Raw genomic sequence first — 17,557 nt, 5'->3', positions numbered from 1 at the left:
ATCGAAAGCGCATTCAAAACAAAACCGCACCGACGAGCGGTGCGGTTCAGTTTCAATGCAAATTCCGTCAGCGTCCGTGCAGCAGCTTGGACAGCGCGCTGGCGTCGGGAACCTGCCCGTTCGTCGTCAGCTTGTCCACCAATCCCGGCAGAACCTGCGACAGCTGGTTCAGAAGCTCCTGCTGGTCGATGCCGGCATGCTCCGCGATTTCACTTAGCGTTTTCTGGCCGATCGCATCGCCAAGCTGCCCTGGCTCGATTGGATGGTTGGAACCCTGGCCGACCCAGGAATCCACCTTTTCGCCTAGGCCAGCCTGTTTCAGTTGATCGAGAAGACCGCCAAGTCCGCCACCCAGAGGCCCCGGCGCTGTAGGAGCCGCGGAAGCATTTCCTGCGGCCGCGCCGCCGAGCAGGCCACCAAGCCCGCCAAGGATACCACCGAGCAAGCCGCCGCCTGCCTGCGACTGATCCGGCACAGGTTGCGCTGGAGCATCCGCCGTATCGTCGCTATGGCCCTTCAGCATCTTGCCGATCAGCAGGGCGCCGAGCGCAATCAGAACCGGCTTCGCCAGGCTTCCGCCGGGGATAGGCGAATTGCCCGAGTTGTCGTCATAACTTCCCATCACACGATACTCCCTGTTATCCGATGCCAATTGTGCATTCGGTAAGATAAAGGTAAATGGGTTTCCCATTTTGACAAGCATTATACCTTGCAAATTTTGCAGCAGTGTGAAAATTTCCTAAGTGCGTGATGCAAAAGTGTATTTACGCATCGGGAGATATTAGATGTCTGTTATAAGCTGGATAATACTAGGCTTGATTGCCGGCTTCATCGGCAGCAAGATCGTCAATAAAAGCGGCCAGGGCCTGTTTCTGGATATTGCTCTCGGCATTGTCGGCGCCATCGTCGGCGGTGTGATCTCGTCTCAGCTTTTTGGACGTGGCGTCACCGGCGCATTCGATCCGATCAGCCTCGTCATTGCGATAATCGGCTCGATAATCGTGTTGTGGGTGTACCACGCAATTACCGGCAAGCGTTCCATCGGTTGATGTGATAGTTACAGATTTCAGGCTCCGGCTCGCCCGGAGCCTTTTTATCGTGTTCGATCTGACCGGATCAGATCGGCGTTTGCCGAAAGACCTGCAAATCAATGAGCTTTCTGGAACCTTACATTGCCGCATACGGCGCGCTTGCTCTTTTCATAATCGTATATTTTGAATCCTTTGGCGCCCCTCTGCCCGGCGAGAGCGCGCTCATAGCAAGCTCATTGCTGGCCCTGCATGGAACTCTCAACATCGAAACCGTGCTGATCGCGGTATTTGTCGGCGCCGTGCTTGGCGACAGCACGGGATACCTGATCGGCCGCTTTGGCGGCCGACGACTGATCCTCAGATACGGACACCTCGTCAAACTCACGCCGGAACGGCTGGATCAGTTCGAGAAACTTTTCGAAAGCAAGGGAATCTATGTGGTGGCGACGGCGCGTTTCGTCGTGCTTCTGCGGCAGCTCAATGGGATCGTTGCAGGTTCCATGAAAATGGACCCGCTGCATTTTCTGGCAGCGAATATTATTGGTGCTGCTGGATGGACGCTGGCCTGGGGCCTTGGCCCCTATCTGCTGAGCGGCGTTCTGGCGCCTTATGTCGCCCATCTCAAGACCCTGTTCTGACCGGAATTATCCGGTCAGTTCAATTCAGGCCGATCTATTCCGGGTCAAGCGGCTCGGTGCCGAGCGGCTGGCCATCACGGCCAATGCGGATTTTCTCCACCTTGTCCTCGGCGGATTTCAGAAGCGTGTCGCAATGTTTCTTCAGGGCTTCGCCGCGCTCATAGATGCGAATGGATTCCTCCAGCGGCACGTCACCCCGCTCCAGATCGTCGACGATCTTCTCGAGCTGCTTCAGCGCATCCTCGAAGCTCATTACCGCAATGTCGGCGTTGGACGGTTCGGTTACCATGATTCATCCTTTCAACAGCCGCGTAATATGCGTAGACGCGGACTGCGACAAGCCCTCAAGATCATATCCACCCTCAAGCACACTCACTAGCCGGTGATCGCAGAACCTTTCTGCCCGCTCCATGAGTTTGCCTGTCGCCCAATCAAAATCCGCTTCGTCAAGATTGAGCTCGGCCAGCGGATCGCGAAAATGGGCATCGAAGCCCGCCGAAATAAGGATCAAATCTGGCCGGAAATTGTCCAGGGCAGGTAATACACGACTATTAAATGCCTCGCGAAATTCGCGGCTTCCGGTATCGGGAGACAGTGGCGCATTGAAGATATTGCCGACGCCGGTTTCATCCTTCGCCCCCGTGCCGGGATATAAGGGAAACTGATGCGTCGAACAGAACAGGACGCTTGGATCGTCCTTGAAAATATCCTGCGTCCCGTTGCCGTGATGCACATCCCAATCAACGATGGCGATGCGCTCGGCACCGTGGCGGCGCTGCGCATGGCGGGCCGCAATCGCAATATTGTTGAAAAGGCAAAAGCCCATAGCCGTGGAGCGCTCGGCATGATGTCCGGGCGGGCGGGCAGCAACGAAGACATTATTTGCAGCGCCGGAAAACACGTCATCGACCGCCGCCGTTGCCGCACCGATAGCCGTCAGCGCGGCATCCAGGCTTTTGGGACTGACATAGGTATCGCCGTCGAGCTTGACTACAGGGGGGGCAGCTTCCTCGTCCGAAGCGGGCTCCGGTATTCCGGCGCGAATGGCTTCCAGATGTTCTTCCGGATGCGTAAGCAGCACAGACGCCTCGTCGCCGCGCGGCGCTTCCATCCGATCGAGCCGGTAGAAATCCGGCCCTTCCAGCTCACTCATCAGCGCCCGAATTCGATCCGGGCGCTCGGGATGGCCGGGCGGGGTCAGGTGTTCGAGATAGATAGGATGCCAGTAAAGCCGTGTCGTCATAGATTCACTATAGCATCTCACAGGCACATGACCATGACGGCCATGCGCCTGATCTGTCTTAAAAAGTCAGATGATTTCGGTGCGGGCGATGTGAATGCCGAAACCTTCAAGGCCGACATAATGGCGCTCGCGCGATGCCAGAAGTACAATCGACGTGATGCCGAGGTCTTTCAATATCTGTGCACCGAGTCCGATCTGACGCCACTCTTCCTCGCGGGCAACCGCTTCGGCATGGCTTTCATGGTCGCTGGGAATCGCATCGCGGGCGCGGGTGTCATGGTGATCGGAACGCACCCCGACAGAGCCTTCGCGCAGATAAACCAGCACGCCGCGGCCTTCCTTCGCCATCTTTTCCATGATGGCCTCGAGATTGCTGCCGCCCTTGCCGAACACATCGTTCAGCACGTCTTCGCGGTGAAGACGAACCGGCACTTCCTCGCCGTCACGAATATCGCCGAACACCACTGCCACATGCTGCATCGGTTCCCACGGCAATTCGTAAGTGTAGGCGTGGGCTGCACCCGCGCAAGTCTTGACCGGCGCATCGCCAACGCGCTTGACCAGCGTTTCCTTGCGCTGGCGATAGGCGATGAGATCGGCCACCGTGACCCGATGCAGCGCATGTTTTTCGGCAAAGGCCTTCACATCCGGGCCGCGCATGACGGAACCGTCATCGTTGACCAGTTCGCAGATCACGCCGATGGGTGGGAGATTTGCAAGCTTGCAGAGGTCGACGGCGGCTTCCGTATGACCGGACCGCATCAGGACGCCGCCCTCGCGGGCAACCAGCGGGAAAATATGGCCGGGACGCACGAAATCAGAAGCGCCGGCATTGGGATTGGCCAGATTGCGCACGGTCAGCGTGCGGTCTTCCGCCGAAATGCCGGTCGTGGTGCCATGGCGATAGTCGACCGTCACGGTGAACGCTGTCGTGTGGGCGGATTCGTTTTCAGCCACCATGGGCGCGAGGTTCAGGCGCTTGGCTTCCTCGCGGGTCATCGGCGTGCAGACGATGCCGGATGTGTGGCGGACGATGAAGGCCATCTTTTCGGGCGTACAATGCACGGCGGCGACAATCAGGTCGCCTTCATTCTCGCGCCCGTCATCATCCATGACCACCACGATCTCGCCGCGTTCGAAAGCGCGAAGCGCATCCACAACCTGCTTCTGATTATAGCTCATTTCGACCTCTATATGTCAGACAACCAACGGGCCCAATCGTCGGTCAGATATGGCCTGTAAGGCCGAATTCAATCAAACGCGGCCAGTCTGGCCCCAAATTAGTCAGACGCGGCCAGTCTGGCCCCAATTTATTCAGACGCGGCCAGTCTGGCCGCGATGGCGCAGATAATGGTCGGCAATCGCGCAAGCCACCATCGCCTCGCCGATCGGCACGGCGCGAATGCCCACGCATGGATCGTGACGGCCCTTTGTCATCACATCCACTTCCTTGCCATCCTTGTCGACAGAGCGGCGCGGGGTCAGGATCGACGAGGTCGGCTTGACCGCGAAACGCGCCACGACCGGCGCACCTGTAGCAATCCCGCCAAGAATGCCGCCTGCATGATTGGACAGGAACAGCGGCTTGCCGTCATTGCCCATGCGCATTTCGTCCGCGTTTTCCTCGCCAGTGAGACGGGCCGCCTCGAAACCGTTGCCGATTTCCACACCCTTCACGGCGTTGATCGACATCAGGAGGCTTGCGATATCCTGATCGAGCTTGCCATAGATGGGCGCGCCGATGCCCGCCGGCACGCCTTCCGCGACGATTTCGATGACTGCGCCAACGGACGATCCGTTCTTGCGAATGCCGTCGAGATAGTCGGCGAAAATCTCCACCGAACCTGCATCCGGCGAAAAGAATGGATTGTTATCCACTTCGGCCCAGTTCCAGCGACGGCGGTCGATGCCATGCACGCCCATTGCAACCAGTGCGCCCTTCACCTCGAGCCCGGGCACGATCTTGCGCGCAATCGCACCGGCTGCAACACGAGCCGCCGTTTCACGCGCCGATGAACGTCCGCCTCCGCGATAGTCGCGAATACCGTATTTGACGTCATAGGTGTAATCGGCGTGGCCCGGCCGGTACTGGCGGGCGATCTCGCCATAGTCCTTCGAGCGCTGATCGGTGTTCTCGATCATCATCGAGATGGGCGTTCCGGTCGTCGTCATGGTGACGCCGTCGTCGCCCAGAAGGACTCCGGAAAGCACGCGCACCTGATCGGGTTCGCGGCGCTGCGTCGTATACTTGGACTGGCCGGGCTTACGCTTGTCGAGATAGGCCTGAATTTCCGCTTCCGTGAACGTGATGCCGGGCGGGCAGCCGTCAACAACGCAACCGAGCGCCAGACCGTGGCTTTCGCCCCAGGTGGTTACGCGGAACAGATGACCGAAACTATTGTGAGACATGCGCGACGCCTGAATAAATTGTCCTTGTCCGGAGCAGGCCAAGGAGAGAGCAGCTACTTTACGCGCCGGTTTTATTGGGCTTTTTGACGGCGGTCAAATCAAGCTCCCCGGTGACGCAAAATTTCCTTCTGGAGATCGATATCCGGCATTTTTTTTGACACATTCCGCACGCTACATTGTGGGATAGACGGTGCGGCGCGCCAGAACTATCAAAGCGCATCGCGCTTTAAACCCATTATCCTGCATGTCGTTATCGGAAAACCGATTTCCACTTTTCCGCGGCGTGCTCAAATCGCGACAATCGTGTCGAATCGGTCAGGCGACAACCCAACCCGAGGCACAACCAAAGGAACGGAAAGTCATGCATTATCTGGTCGGATTAATTCTCATCGTTGCTTCGCTGTTCTCGACGGTGGCGATGGCGGACGATGCCGAAGGCAAGATCACCGGTATCAACAAGGACAGCGAAACCATAACGCTGGATGACGGCCAGACATACAAGCTGCCTGGCGAGTTCGATTACAGCGCGATCAACAAGGGCATGAAGGTCCTCATCATCTATGATGTGGTCGACAGCACGCGCTTCATCACCGACATTCAGGAAGCGCCGTAAGCCCGAAACCGTCTCCTATAGAAAAATGAGCGGCTCATAAGCCGCTCTTTTCATTTGGGCTGGAACCACCCGCTTCTGACAACACGCGCCCATTCGGCACGACGGTTGTTCTCCGCCATCTGGACCATCCGTGCCGTATCGTAGGGAACATTGCGCAGGGTTATCTGCCAGCCAGACCCGGTCTGCTCGATGACAGCATAGGACGCATTGGGGTTGCCAGTCTGGACAATATGTGGAACCGGGTGATCGTCGTCGTAACCGGGACAACCCACGCTTCCCGGATTGACCAGCATTCGCCCGTCCCCAAGACGAACAACCCGCGGCGTGTGCGTATGGCCGCAAAGGATGAGAGAGGCCGCTATGTCATCGGCCTCTGCCTCAATATCCTCTCGGCTCCGCAGAACGACATCGCCATTGGCGGTAACGTTCTCCATCCAGTAGGTGGTATCGCTCGATGGGGTTCCGTGGCAGATGAATATGCGTCCATCGGCCAGAGAGCGCGATGCAGGCATTGCGCGCAGCCATTCGATGTGCCGGTCATCAAGCTGTTCGCGTGCGACCCGATCCGAAGCGCCCATCTCCGCGAGCGACTTTTCCACAAGCCAGCGATCATGATTGCCGCGAATGCAGATCATTTCTCGCGCCATCAGCATATCTGCTGTCTCACGCGCGGCTAAGGGACCGCTCAGATGATCGCCGAGATTGACGATCGTCTCGATTTGCAAAGCATCGATATCGGCCAGCACCGCAGCCAGCGCATCGCTGCTACCGTGAATATCCGATATGACCGCGAAACGTTCGAAGGGCATGTAACGCCTCCATCGCTGGCAAAATTCTGTTCGCGGTCACTATAGACTGATTTACGGGATCAAACCCATTCCAGCTTGCCGTTTTCGAACTTCAAGATCTTGTCCTGCGGGATGGATAGATTTGCCGCAGCGTGGCCGTCCATGTCGCCGTAAAGGTAAAACAGCGTGCGGATGCAGCCGCCATGCGTCACGCAGACGGTCGGCCACTCCACGGCCTCCACCCAGCGCCCGATACGGCGCGACAGACCCATATAGCTTTCGGCGGTTGCGCCGGGCGGCACAAAATTCCACTTGTCACGGGCGCGCGCTTCCAGAAGATCTTCGCGCTCCCTGGCAATGTCCTTCATCATGAAGCCCTGCCAGTCGCCGAAATTGACTTCCATCAGTTGAGGGTCGGTGCGGTAATCATAAGGGTCGAGCCCCATGCGCAACCGGATGCGTTCCATCGTCTCGCGGGTGCGACGCAGAGGGCTTGCCACGAAGTCGAAGCCCGCGCCGTCGCCGATCAGCGACTTCAGCATATCGCCATTGCGATCCGCCTGTGTGCGGCCATGCGCATTGATATCGATGTCGAGCTGTCCCTGAATGCGCTGCGAAACATTCCAGTCTGTCTCGCCGTGACGTGAAAAGTAGATGATTTCCCGAGCCACAGCTCCACCCCAATATGCCGTCAGTCAATGTCTGGATAGCTTTCCCGAACCGGGAAAGAAAAAGAAAAATCCGGAGAAGCGGTCAACTTTTCGGGATTTCGTATTCGCTGCTTCAGTCTTTCACGACCGAAATGTCCGGAGCGTCGACCGCCTTCATGCCGATGACATGATAGCCGCTGTCCGCATGGTGGACTTCGCCCGTCACCGAACGTGACAGGTCGGAAAGGAAATAGAGGCCGACATCGCCCACTTCCTCGATGGTGACGGTACGGCGCAGCGGCGCGTTGTACTCGTTCCACTTGAGGATATAGCGGAAGTCGCCGATGCCAGATGCGGCAAGCGTCTTGATCGGACCGGCCGAAATCGCATTGACGCGAATGTTCTGCGGTCCGAGATCGACCGCCAGATATTTCACGCTTGCTTCGAGAGCAGCCTTGGCCACGCCCATGACGTTATAGTTCGGCATGACCTTTTCGGCGCCGTAATAGGTCAGCGTCAGGATCGAACCGCCATCGGCCATCAGTTTTTCCGCCCGGCGCGAAATCGCCGTCAGGGAATAGACCGAAATCAGCATCGTATTGGTAAAATTGGCTTCCGACGTATCGACATAGCGGCCCGTCAGCTCATCCTTGTCGGAAAAGCCGATGGCGTGCACGACGAAGTCGAGCTTGCCCCACTTCTTTTCAAGCGTCTCGAAAACAGCGTCGATGCTGGCAGCATCCGCCACATCGCAATGTCCGGCAACGAATGCGCCAAGCTCTTCAGCCAGAGGCTCGACACGCTTCTTCAATGCATCGCCCTGATAGGTGAATGCGAGCTCTGCGCCTGCATCACGAGCGGCCTTCGCAATACCCCATGCGATGGAGCGGTTGTTGGCGACGCCCAGAATCAATCCACGCTTGCCCTGCAACAAACCTGACTGTGCGGTCATTAGGGGTCCTCATTGAAAACAATTAACTAGTTGCCCTATCGCACAGCCTCGGCTCTCCTTCAAGCAATTGCAGTGAAAAAGCCGGGCATTGTCACTTTACTGCCGCAAAGAGACAACACCCGGCTTCAAACGATTGAAGACCTGTTCAGGCTTGTTTGCGTTTTTGCAGGAATTCTTCGAGTTCCCTGTCGCCACCTTCCGGCAGCATGATCCGCACATGCACGTAAAGATCGCCACGTCCGGCAGCTTTGAGCGGAAGGCCCTTTTCCTTCAGGCGCAGAACGCGGTCCGAACTCGACCATGCCGGTATTTTCACCGCAATCCGGCCGTCGAGGGTCTCCACTTCCTGCTTGCCGCCAAGGACGGCGTCGGCAAGCTCGACCGGGAGATCCACGTGCACGTCACGCCCCTCCAGGCGAAACCGGGGATGCGCCTTGAAGTGAATCGTTACCAGCGCATCGCCAGCCGTTCCGCCCACCGATGCCTCGCCCTGCCCTTTCAGGCGAATGGTCTGACCGTCCTCGACATATTTCGGCAGCTTGATCTTGAGATGCTTGCCGTTCGGGAAAACCGCCTCGACCTTTTCAGCACCGGCGGCCTGTTCCAGCGTGATATCGATGGATGCCGAAAGATCGGCTCCCTTCGCCGGGCCGCGCTGCCGTGCGCCGCCTGCGCGGGCACCGCCACCGAAAGCTCCGCCGAAAAGATCGTTCAGGATATCTTCGGCGCCACCGAAGCCGCCGCCCTGCTGAAAGCCGCCGGGACCGGAGCGAAATTCAAAATGGCTGTTGCCGCCGCCCTGCCGGAAGCCGGCGAACGGGTCGCCATGGGCGCCGCCGAAGCCCTGCCCGCCTGTAAAGCCCTGGAAAGCGGGCTTGCCCTCGGCGTCGATCTCGCCGCGGTCGAATTGCCCGCGCTTGTCCTTGTCGCCCAGAATTTCGTAGGCCTGATTCAGTTCTGCAAAACGCTCCTGCGCCTTCGGATCATCCTTGTTCTGATCCGGGTGGTGCTTTTTGGCCAGTTTGCGAAAAGCCGATTTTATTTCTTCGGGCTTCGCCGTTTTGGCGACGCCCAGCACGCTATAGGGATCGCGCATATAGTTCCTCTTTCAGGAAATAATTGTGAGATAAACAAGATTCGTTGCCCACAATATGCGCATCTGACCGGCAAAGTTCCAGTCAGGTCAGGCTTTTCTTTTCAGATCGGCGCGAAAGAAGTTACCGTCCATTGACCGCCGCGCTCCATGCAGGTTTCACCGCGATAGATGGAAACACCGTCAAAAGCTTCACGCGAGGTTTCGAACTCGCGGCAGAGCTGATTGTTCTTGTTGTTCTCGGCAATCGTGGTGATGGTGCCCTGGCTGCCCGTATCGGGATTGGCCCACGGAACGGGCTTCTTTCCCCATTGCGTGAAGTTGAGCGCGGAAACGACGTTCTTTATGGCGGACTGATCGGAAAGCTTGCCGGTATCGGTCTCGACCGGCTGCGATTGCTTCACAGATCCGGTGATCGTGGAAGAATCAGGAACAGCCTTTTCGATGCTCACCCCACCCATGGCGCAACCGGCAAGCGAGAAGAGGCATAGGCCGATCGCAGCCTTGCGCAGCACCTTGGCGCCACGGCACGGGCTCCAGAAATTTACTTTATGGCGAAGCGTCTCGACGGCCAACGCTATTCCCTTGTTCTACACGCTAAAGATGCAGGGATTATGGGTGAACTTGAGTTAACAAGCGGTGTGCCGGAAAGGTAAACAAATCGGAATCGGAGCACAACGCCCAACTCCATACTTTATGGGGCCGGCAAATGATGCCCCCAATTCTCTGCGTCCTTCAGGCCAGCTATCGCTCATCCAACAGCCAGCGACCTTCCGGAGAAAGAAGAACGCGGTGCGTTGACCGTCGTTGTGCGGGTAGCATAACCGTTCCGGCCTGCCTGCTTTACCTTGTAGAGCGCAAGATCGGCCCGCGCAAAAACATCGAGGTCACTCCTCTCATCACCCGGTTCTTCGCTCGCAATGCCGATGCTGACCGTCAAGATGAGTTTCCGCCCGTTGAAAACAAGCGGCGTATGGTTGACTGCGCCGACGATTTCACGGGCGATTTCCGTCGCCTCATGCTCATGCATCCCGGGCAGCAGAATCGAGAACTCATCGCCTCCAAAGCGCGCCAGCACACCGCGGCGATTGAGGATATCGACCCCGACATCGGCGAAATGCACAAGCGCCTGATCGCCCAGCGCATGGCCATATGTGTCGTTCCAATGTTTGAAATTGTCGATATCGATCAGCATGACGGTATAGGCGACCCCGTCTTCACTGAATGCGAGTTCGGCTCTCGCCAGCCTTTTCATGAAATGGCGGCGGTTCGGGAGCCCGGTGAGTTCGTCGGTCTCCGCGACCCTTGCCATATCGCCGTGCAGGCGATTCATCGCCATAACGATGAAACCGAAGTTCCAGATCATGCCGCTATAGATCACACAGACCAGCGCATAACTTTCGATGGAAAAATAAAGCGACTGGTCGAACTCTCCCGCCCATGCGGCGATGTTCAGCGACGTCTCGATGGCATGCCCGATGATGCCCAGCAGAAAGGCGATGATGGCGATCCGGCCGCCGAGACCGAGGCTCTTTTGCCGCGCCAGGTAGAATACCGTCATCGCCATGGGCACCGACTGGCCCACCGCATAGGCGATGTTCCGCCCCTGCCAGCTCGCATGAAACGCGGCCATGACGGCGAAACTTGCGAGCGATATTCCCACCGCCATCCGCCAGCCGCCTTTCTGGCCGTAGAAGTAACGGGCGCCGATAAAGGCCAGGCAGAAGCCATAGATGATGATGGTGTTGCCGATAACGGCGGGCCAGAACGCACCCTCATTGCCTTGCAGCGAAAGAACAAAGCCGCCAACCAGCAGGAGCGTCGTCGAAAGCAGCCAGAGCCTGGCCGGTCGGAATTTGCGGTAAGAGAAGGCGATGGCGGTCCAGATGATGCAGACCGTCAGCGAATTTAAGAAAATTACGATGTAAAGCGTCAGGAAATCGAGTTTTGGCATAGCCCCTACCTTGAACGGGCGCCCTACTAGAAGTTCCCCCTCAAGTAAAGCGCCCCTGCGACGACGCATCCCGGCAAGGCCATGGACAAAGAGGCGGTTATCGAAGAAGCTCCGTCCCGACCCGCACCATTGGGGTGTCTCCGGCGGGGATTCTCTTGCAGGATGATCCGCGCATTTCCGACAGGCTGTTGAAAATCCAAAATGACAAACGCAAGCGACGACTTCACCGAATCCTCCCAGCCGTTCAAGCTCTTTGCCGACTGGCTGGCCGACGCCAAACAAAGCGAACCGAACGATCCCAATGCGGTGGCGCTGGCGACGGTTGACCCGGATGGCCTGCCCAATGTGCGCATGGTGCTGCTGAAGGATTTTGACGAGCAGGGTTTCGTCTTCTACACCAATTATGAAAGCACCAAGGGCAAGGAAATCCTGTCGGCGGAAAAAGCCGCCATGTGCTTCCATTGGAAGACATTGCGCCGTCAGGTGCGCGTGCGTGGACCGGTGGAGAAAGTCAGCGACGCCGAAGCCGATGCCTATTACGCCTCGCGCCCGCGCGGCAGCCGCATCGGCGCATGGGCATCCAAGCAGTCACGTCCGCTGGAAAGCCGTTTCGCGCTGGAAAAGGCGGTTGCGGAATATACGGCCAAATATGCCATCGGCGATATTCCTCGCCCGTCCTACTGGTCGGGTTTCCGTATCCGCCCCGTCTCGATTGAATTCTGGCATGACCGTGCCTTCCGCCTGCATGACCGCGTGCTTTTCACACGGCCCTCGCCGGAGGGCGACTGGAACAAGGATCGGCTCTATCCGTAACTGATAACAAGAAGGCCACTGAAAACAGTGGCCTTTCTTTTTATACCAGCGGCTTGACCGCCACCCAGAGGCTTCCGAGAACAAGCCCGAGGAAAATCAGCCAGCCGACGATATTGTTGGACTTGAACAGTTTCAGGCACTGGTCGGGATTGTCGATATCGAGCACGATGATCTGGCGATAGAGATGCACGCCCGCGGCAAGCAATCCGGCAAGGGCTGGCATCGGCACCTGCGCTACGGCGAAAGCCGCCGCAAAGAAGCCGATCGCACCACCATAAAGCACCATCAGCGCCGTCTTGGTATGCTTGCCAAAAAGACGCGCCGTGGAACGCACGCCCACCAGCGCGTCATCTTCCTTGTCCTGATGCGCGTAGATCGTGTCATAGCCGATCGTCCACAGGATGGCGCCGATATAGAGAAGCACCGGTGCAAGGCTCAGCGAGCCTTCCACCGCAGCCCAGCCCATGAGTGCGCCCCATGAGAAAGCAAGACCAAGCACGAATTGCGGCCAGTCGGTGATGCGCTTCATGAAGGGATAGGCAGCGACGATCAGAAGCGAGAAAATACCAAGCCCGATGGAAAACCAGTTGAACTGCAGAACGACCACGAGGCCGACGAGCGCCTGCAAAACCAGAAACAGCTTGGCCTGACCGCGTGTTACCTGTCCGGAGGGCAGAGGACGCGAGCGGGTACGGTCCACCTTGTCGTCAATATCCTGATCGACCAGATCGTTATAAGTGCAGCCGGAACCGCGCATCGCGATGGCGCCGACCAGAAACAGAAACAGATGCCAGAATGACGGCAACACGGCCCATGCACCATTGCCGGGCTTGGCGCCCGCTCCTGCCACGAGCGCAGCCGACCACCAGCACGGCCAGAGAAGGAGCTGCCAGCCGATGGGACGGTCCCAGCGGGCAAGCTGCGCGTAGGGCCACAGCCAATGCGGCAGGACACGATATACCCAATGGCCGGAAGGAGCATCCTTCACCCGTCCGCGCGCATCGCGGGACTGGATGCCAGAATTGACCTGTGGGTTAGTTTGCGGATGCTGCATGGTCGTCTGCTTTCTCGAAACTGAACGACTCTACCCGCTTTTTCTGGAAAAATCGCGAGCCTGCCCTTGCCCGCGTGTGCGATGGGCAATAGAGAGCCGGGTAGTTAAGTGTTTACTTACCTCAAGCGCAGGGAGCAAGGCATGAAAGTTCTGTTGATCGGTTCCGGTGGACGCGAGCACGCCCTGGCATGGAAACTTGCCGCCTCTCCCTTGCTCGAAAAGCTCTATTGCGCACCCGGTAATCCCGGCATTGCGACAGTTGCGGAACTGGTCGACATCAGCGCCGATGACCACAAGGCGCTGATCGCCTTCGCCAAGGACAAGAAGATCGATCTCGTTGTCGTGGGGCCGGAAGCGCCGCTCGTGGCTGGCCTCTCCGACGAAATGCGCACTGAGGGTATCCGCGTGTTCGGTCCCTCCAAGGCTGCGGCGCAGCTTGAGGGCTCGAAGGGCTTCACCAAGGATCTCTGCGCGCGCTTCGATATTCCAACAGGCGCCTATGGTCGCTTCAACAATGCGCCCAAGGCCAAGGCCTATATCCGCCAGCAGGGTGCGCCGATCGTTGTGAAGGCCGACGGGCTTGCCGCAGGCAAGGGCGTGGTTGTAGCCATGACACTCGATGAAGCGCTTGACGCGGTGGACGCGTGCTTCGAGGGCGCATTCGGCTCCGCCGGTGCCGAGGTGGTCGTCGAGGAATTTCTGGACGGCGAAGAAGCAAGCTTCTTCTGCATTTGCGATGGCAAGACGGCATTGCCGCTTGGCTCGGCGCAGGATCACAAGCGCGTGGGCGACGGTGACACCGGCCCCAATACAGGCGGCATGGGTGCCTATGCACCTGCCCCGGTCATGACGCAGGAAATCGTTGAACGCACGATGCGTGAACTGATCGAACCGACCATGCGCGGCATGGCGGAAATCGGCGCGCCGTTCTCCGGCATCCTGTTCCTCGGTCTGATGATCGGCAAGGACGGCCCAAAGCTGATCGAGTACAACACCCGTTTCGGTGATCCGGAATGCCAGGTACTGATGATGCGCCTCAACAGCGACCTTCTCGCGCTCATCAATGCTGCCGTGGACGGCAAGCTGGATGAAGTTTCGCTCGGCTGGAAGGATCAGCCAGCGCTGACGGTGGTGATGGCTGCGGAAGGCTATCCCTCCAATGTGAAGAAGGGCAGCGTCATCCGTGGCCTCGACAAGCTCGAAGGCATCGATGGCGTCAAGGTTTTCCATGCTGGAACGGCGCAGAAGGACGGCAACATTATTGCCAATGGCGGGCGCGTGCTGAATGTCACGGCCATCGCCGGCACGGTCGCCGAAGCGCAAGCACGCGCATATGAAGCCGTGAAGCGCATCGACTGGCCGGAAGGCTTCTACCGCTCCGATATCGGCTGGCGTGCCGTGGAGCGGGAGCGTTCAGGCAAATAAGCAGCCCGGCACGACTGAGGCCCGCGAGGTATCGCGGGCGCAGGTGGGTCTTTTTCTTCATCTAATATGTCGTGGCGGTTGGAAATCCGTGAAACGAGACACCGCCGATTATTCATCCTCTCTCGAAATAACGTCCGTCACCTCAATGATACGATACATTGCTGGCTTGCCGCCAACGGACCTTATTTCCACATTTACTTGAAAAATACATTGAAGTGGATTGGTTTCTAAATCTAATACAGCTCGTTTTGCAGGTTCTTGTGCAAACTGTAATTTCACTGGCCTCGGGGATATTGTTTCTACAATCCCTCTATCGCCCGATTTAGATGAAACATCATTCTTAACCTGCTCCAACACCATCAGTTGATCAGTTAGGATTTGGGATGATGGAAGCTGTGGACCAAGATACTTAGCAACTCCGTTTTGTACGGCATTAGCTTCAAGCCCCCCAATATTGAAGCTTTGATAGACGTTTACAACTCCGCCTTCCATCACGGTCATATTTAGTTGCGATCCAAAATCCTTTGCGACCGGCTCAACAAACTGCGCGATTTGTTTCGCTTGCTTTATACTTGGATCAAATTTTGTTTTACTTTCATCCTTACCTAAAAAATACCCTACCAAATCATTTGCATTAGCCACAAATCCAGCCAAAACTGCTTTGTGCTCTAATATCCATTCGGCCTGCTCTGCCAGAGCAACCATATCAGCGATTAGACTGCCAGACTTAATTTCTTTTACGTAAAGTTTTAGATTATCTCGCTGTGGATCACCCGTGGTTTGATTAGCGTAGTCTTTAAAATAATCTCCTAATGCCATAAAACTGGCAGTCAAATCCAAAAGTTCAACTGGCTTCGAATTGCGAAATTCAATTCTCAATATTGTTTCATCTTTTTCCATTGCAGTCCCCTAAGCTTAGAATCAAAGAAGCTTACTTTTCTTATTCTGCCAAGCTTCATTCTTCGTCCGTTCGAGGTTGCACCTTCAATATTGACGTTTACGTAATAAGCCGGTAGCTCTTATATGGGACAGCCGTTTGGCGCCTGCCGGAATGCGAACAGCGCCGATGCAGGAGGCTTCTGAGGAGAAGCCAACAAATCATATTTGGAGGAAAGATGTATCGCGCGCCGGTTTCTGAAATTTCCCATACGCTGATGAAGGTTGCAGGGCTGGAAAAAGCCCTCGATGACAACCGCTTCCCTGAATTTTCCGCCGATCTTGCCGCTGCCATTCTGGAAGAAGCCGGCAAGTTTGCCGCAGAGCGCGTCGAGCCTTTGCGCATCACCGGCGACAAGCACGGCGCGACCGTCAAGGACGGCGTTGTCACGACCGCGCCGGGCTGGAAAGAGCTTTACCGCGACTGGATCGAAGGCGGCTGGAACTCGCTGACCGGCACGCCGGAATATGGCGGCCAGGGCCTGCCTATGACGATGTCGGTGGCTGTCAGCGAAATGTGGAACTCCGGCACGCTGGCCTTCGCCATCGCCCCGACACTGACCATGGGCGCGGTCGAAGCGCTCGAAAAGCATGCCTCGAAGGAATTGAAGGACGTCTATCTCGAAAAGCTCATCAGCGGCGAGTGGATGGGCACGATGAACCTGACCGAGCCGCAGGCCGGTTCCGATCTCGGCGCACTTCGCACCCGTGCCGAACGCGCCGGCGATGGCACTTACCGCATTTTCGGCCAGAAGATTTTCATCACCTATGGCGAGCATGACCTGACCGACAATATCGTGCATCTGGTGCTGGCACGCCTGCCCGATGCCCCGGCTGGCACCAAGGGCATTTCGCTGTTCCTCGTGCCGAAATTCCTCGTCAACGCAGACGGTTCGCTCGGACGCCGCAACGATCTGTTCTGCTCCGGCCTCGAACACAAGATGGGCATCCATGCCTCGCCAACCTGCACCATGATCTATGGGGACGGTTTCGTTAAAGGTGAGGAACAGGGTGCCGTCGGCTATCTGATCGGCGAGGAAAATCGTGGACTGGCCTGCATGTTCACCATGATGAACAATGCCCGCCTTCTGGTTGGCATTCAGGGCGTCGGCGTTGCCGAAGCGGCTTACCAGCAGGCGCTCAGCTATGCCAAGGAGCGCAAACAGGGCCGCGCCATCGGCGCTGATCCGAAGCAAGGCATGACCCCGATCATCGAGCATCCCGATGTGAGCCGCATGTTGCTCACCATGAAGGCGCTGACGCAGATTGCCCGCTCCATCACCTATTCCTGCGCCCATGCCATCGACATGAGCCATGCGACGGATGGCGCAGACCAGCAGTTCTGGTCAGACCGCGCGGGGCTGCTGACGCCGCTCGCCAAGAGTTTTGCCACCGATGCAGGTGTGGATGTCGCTTCGCTGGGCGTCCAGATTCATGGCGGCATGGGCTTCATCGAAGAGACGGGCGCAGCACAGTTGCTGCGCGATGCCCGCATCACCCCGATCTATGAAGGCACCAACGGGATCCAGGCCATCGACCTTGTGGTGCGCAAGCTGCCGCTTGGGCAAGGTGAACACATCAAGGGCTTTCTTGAAGAATTGCAGGCAGATGCCGACAAGGCCAGTGCATCCAATCGCCCGGAACTAGGCGAAACCGGCGCGCGTCTCTCCAAGGCGATCGCGCAGGCCCGCGAGGCCACCGAATGGTTGCAGAAGGCCGTGGCGGATGGTCAGCTTGAGGCAGCCCTTGCCGGGGCCACGCCTTACCAGCGCCTCTTGTCGCTCGTTTCAGGCGGTGCCTATCTGGCGCGGGCAGCGCTTGCCGGTGACGACAGCGGACGTGCGGTCCTGAGCCGCTTCTTCGCGGAAAACATGCTCGCCGAAGTTTCCTCCCTGAAGGATACCGTCATAACCGGCGCCGCCAGCCTTGCCGCCGCCAAATCTGCGCTGGAGGCGTAA

Annotated in this window: 19 protein-coding genes; 6 read left to right on the top strand and 13 right to left on the bottom strand. The window is 57.6% G+C overall.

Going from position 1 to position 17,557, the window contains the following annotated elements:
• Positions 1-67: 67 nt before the first annotated feature.
• A complete protein-coding gene (locus tag JNC63_RS08310) occupies positions 68-622 on the bottom strand; it encodes a YidB family protein (RefSeq protein WP_006470664.1) in 555 nt (184 codons plus the stop codon).
• 163 nt (positions 623-785) lie between these two features.
• Between JNC63_RS08310 and JNC63_RS08305 the strand changes: the two genes are divergently transcribed.
• Positions 786-1,049 carry a GlsB/YeaQ/YmgE family stress response membrane protein gene (locus tag JNC63_RS08305; protein ID WP_006466196.1) on the top strand — a complete coding sequence of 88 codons (264 nt, stop codon included), beginning with the start codon at positions 786-788 and terminating at the stop codon, positions 1,047-1,049.
• A 101-nt stretch (positions 1,050-1,150) separates the two neighbouring features.
• A complete protein-coding gene (locus tag JNC63_RS08300) occupies positions 1,151-1,669 on the top strand; it encodes a DedA family protein (protein WP_006466195.1) in 519 nt (172 codons plus the stop codon).
• A gap of 34 nt (positions 1,670-1,703) precedes the next feature.
• On the opposite strand, the gene JNC63_RS08295 is transcribed toward JNC63_RS08300, so the two are convergent.
• The 4 genes from JNC63_RS08295 to aroC all read right to left on the bottom strand — a co-directional run bounded on the left by JNC63_RS08295 (position 1,704) and on the right by aroC (position 5,321).
• On the bottom strand, positions 1,704-1,958 hold the full coding sequence (locus tag JNC63_RS08295) for an exodeoxyribonuclease VII small subunit (RefSeq protein ID WP_006466194.1): 255 nt from the start codon (positions 1,956-1,958) through the stop codon (positions 1,704-1,706).
• Between the two features lie 3 nt (positions 1,959-1,961).
• Positions 1,962-2,912, bottom strand: coding sequence for a histone deacetylase family protein (locus JNC63_RS08290; RefSeq protein WP_006470663.1), 951 nt, complete (start codon positions 2,910-2,912; stop codon positions 1,962-1,964).
• Positions 2,913-2,978: 66 nt separating this feature from the next.
• Positions 2,979-4,094, bottom strand: a complete 1,116-nt coding sequence (gene ribB / locus JNC63_RS08285) for a 3,4-dihydroxy-2-butanone-4-phosphate synthase (RefSeq protein ID WP_006466192.1) — start codon at positions 4,092-4,094, stop codon at positions 2,979-2,981.
• A 132-nt stretch (positions 4,095-4,226) separates the two neighbouring features.
• Positions 4,227-5,321, bottom strand: a complete 1,095-nt coding sequence (gene aroC / locus JNC63_RS08280; protein WP_006470662.1) for a chorismate synthase — start codon at positions 5,319-5,321, stop codon at positions 4,227-4,229.
• A 361-nt stretch (positions 5,322-5,682) separates the two neighbouring features.
• Here aroC and JNC63_RS08275 point away from each other — a divergent pair, with 361 nt between their 5' ends.
• Entirely contained in the window at positions 5,683-5,934 is a 252-nt protein-coding gene (locus JNC63_RS08275; RefSeq protein ID WP_006470661.1) for a DUF1344 domain-containing protein, read from the top strand.
• Between the two features lie 50 nt (positions 5,935-5,984).
• Here the strand turns inward: JNC63_RS08275 and JNC63_RS08270 are convergent, their stop codons facing one another.
• The 6 genes from JNC63_RS08270 to JNC63_RS08245 form a co-directional block, all read right to left on the bottom strand.
• A complete protein-coding gene (locus JNC63_RS08270) occupies positions 5,985-6,743 on the bottom strand; it encodes a metallophosphoesterase family protein (RefSeq protein WP_006470660.1) in 759 nt (252 codons plus the stop codon).
• Between the two features lie 59 nt (positions 6,744-6,802).
• Entirely contained in the window at positions 6,803-7,393 is a 591-nt protein-coding gene (locus JNC63_RS08265; RefSeq protein WP_006470659.1) for a histidine phosphatase family protein, read from the bottom strand.
• A gap of 112 nt (positions 7,394-7,505) precedes the next feature.
• Positions 7,506-8,324, bottom strand: a complete 819-nt coding sequence (gene fabI / locus JNC63_RS08260) for an enoyl-ACP reductase FabI (protein WP_006466187.1) — start codon at positions 8,322-8,324, stop codon at positions 7,506-7,508.
• A 145-nt stretch (positions 8,325-8,469) separates the two neighbouring features.
• On the bottom strand, positions 8,470-9,420 hold the full coding sequence (locus JNC63_RS08255; protein WP_006466186.1) for a DnaJ C-terminal domain-containing protein: 951 nt from the start codon (positions 9,418-9,420) through the stop codon (positions 8,470-8,472).
• Between the two features lie 101 nt (positions 9,421-9,521).
• Entirely contained in the window at positions 9,522-9,932 is a 411-nt protein-coding gene (locus JNC63_RS08250) for an RT0821/Lpp0805 family surface protein (RefSeq protein ID WP_244629904.1), read from the bottom strand.
• Positions 9,933-10,168: 236 nt separating this feature from the next.
• Positions 10,169-11,371, bottom strand: a complete 1,203-nt coding sequence (locus tag JNC63_RS08245; protein WP_006470658.1) for a GGDEF domain-containing protein — start codon at positions 11,369-11,371, stop codon at positions 10,169-10,171.
• Positions 11,372-11,572: 201 nt separating this feature from the next.
• On the opposite strand from JNC63_RS08245, the gene pdxH reads away from it, so the two are divergent.
• Complete coding sequence (pdxH, locus tag JNC63_RS08240) at positions 11,573-12,184, top strand: pyridoxamine 5'-phosphate oxidase (protein WP_006466183.1); 612 nt, start codon at positions 11,573-11,575, stop codon at positions 12,182-12,184.
• A gap of 40 nt (positions 12,185-12,224) precedes the next feature.
• Here pdxH and ubiA read toward each other — a convergent pair whose 3' ends face one another.
• Positions 12,225-13,238, bottom strand: coding sequence for a 4-hydroxybenzoate octaprenyltransferase (gene ubiA / locus JNC63_RS08235; RefSeq protein WP_006470657.1), 1,014 nt, complete (start codon positions 13,236-13,238; stop codon positions 12,225-12,227).
• Between the two features lie 141 nt (positions 13,239-13,379).
• Between ubiA and purD the strand changes: the two genes are divergently transcribed.
• A complete protein-coding gene (purD, locus tag JNC63_RS08230) occupies positions 13,380-14,663 on the top strand; it encodes a phosphoribosylamine--glycine ligase (RefSeq protein ID WP_006470656.1) in 1,284 nt (427 codons plus the stop codon).
• 108 nt (positions 14,664-14,771) lie between these two features.
• Here purD and JNC63_RS08225 read toward each other — a convergent pair whose 3' ends face one another.
• Positions 14,772-15,563, bottom strand: a complete 792-nt coding sequence (locus tag JNC63_RS08225) for a hypothetical protein (protein ID WP_006470655.1) — start codon at positions 15,561-15,563, stop codon at positions 14,772-14,774.
• A 215-nt stretch (positions 15,564-15,778) separates the two neighbouring features.
• Between JNC63_RS08225 and JNC63_RS08220 the strand changes: the two genes are divergently transcribed.
• Positions 15,779-17,557 carry an acyl-CoA dehydrogenase family protein gene (locus JNC63_RS08220; protein ID WP_006470654.1) on the top strand — a complete coding sequence of 593 codons (1,779 nt, stop codon included), beginning with the start codon at positions 15,779-15,781 and terminating at the stop codon, positions 17,555-17,557.

This window comes from Brucella ciceri, from assembly GCF_041930145.1.
GTDB classification, from domain to species: domain Bacteria; phylum Pseudomonadota; class Alphaproteobacteria; order Rhizobiales; family Rhizobiaceae; genus Brucella; species Brucella intermedia.
The sequence above is the reverse complement of the archived record's forward strand: the minus strand, read 5'-3'. Positions and strand labels throughout refer to the sequence as shown.

Excerpts from the sequence above, each read along its gene's own strand:
- aroC (WP_006470662.1), bottom strand. The coding sequence starts at position 5,321 with ATGTCTCACAATAGTTTCGGTCATCTGTTCCGCGTAACCACCTGGGGC.
- JNC63_RS08300 (WP_006466195.1), top strand. The coding sequence starts at position 1,151 with ATGAGCTTTCTGGAACCTTACATTGCCGCATACGGCGCGCTTGCTCTT.
- JNC63_RS08255 (WP_006466186.1), bottom strand. The coding sequence starts at position 9,420 with ATGCGCGATCCCTATAGCGTGCTGGGCGTCGCCAAAACGGCGAAGCCC.
- ubiA (WP_006470657.1), bottom strand. The coding sequence starts at position 13,238 with ATGCAGCATCCGCAAACTAACCCACAGGTCAATTCTGGCATCCAGTCC.
- pdxH (WP_006466183.1), top strand. The coding sequence starts at position 11,573 with ATGACAAACGCAAGCGACGACTTCACCGAATCCTCCCAGCCGTTCAAG.
- JNC63_RS08275 (WP_006470661.1), top strand. The coding sequence starts at position 5,683 with ATGCATTATCTGGTCGGATTAATTCTCATCGTTGCTTCGCTGTTCTCG.
- JNC63_RS08270 (WP_006470660.1), bottom strand. The coding sequence starts at position 6,743 with ATGCCCTTCGAACGTTTCGCGGTCATATCGGATATTCACGGTAGCAGC.
- JNC63_RS08290 (WP_006470663.1), bottom strand. The coding sequence starts at position 2,912 with ATGACGACACGGCTTTACTGGCATCCTATCTATCTCGAACACCTGACC.
- JNC63_RS08305 (WP_006466196.1), top strand. The coding sequence starts at position 786 with ATGTCTGTTATAAGCTGGATAATACTAGGCTTGATTGCCGGCTTCATC.
- JNC63_RS08310 (WP_006470664.1), bottom strand. The coding sequence starts at position 622 with ATGGGAAGTTATGACGACAACTCGGGCAATTCGCCTATCCCCGGCGGA.
- JNC63_RS08245 (WP_006470658.1), bottom strand. The coding sequence starts at position 11,371 with ATGCCAAAACTCGATTTCCTGACGCTTTACATCGTAATTTTCTTAAAT.
- JNC63_RS08295 (WP_006466194.1), bottom strand. The coding sequence starts at position 1,958 with ATGGTAACCGAACCGTCCAACGCCGACATTGCGGTAATGAGCTTCGAG.
- ribB (WP_006466192.1), bottom strand. The coding sequence starts at position 4,094 with ATGAGCTATAATCAGAAGCAGGTTGTGGATGCGCTTCGCGCTTTCGAA.
- fabI (WP_006466187.1), bottom strand. The coding sequence starts at position 8,324 with ATGACCGCACAGTCAGGTTTGTTGCAGGGCAAGCGTGGATTGATTCTG.
- purD (WP_006470656.1), top strand. The coding sequence starts at position 13,380 with ATGAAAGTTCTGTTGATCGGTTCCGGTGGACGCGAGCACGCCCTGGCA.
- JNC63_RS08225 (WP_006470655.1), bottom strand. The coding sequence starts at position 15,563 with ATGGAAAAAGATGAAACAATATTGAGAATTGAATTTCGCAATTCGAAG.
- JNC63_RS08220 (WP_006470654.1), top strand. The coding sequence starts at position 15,779 with ATGTATCGCGCGCCGGTTTCTGAAATTTCCCATACGCTGATGAAGGTT.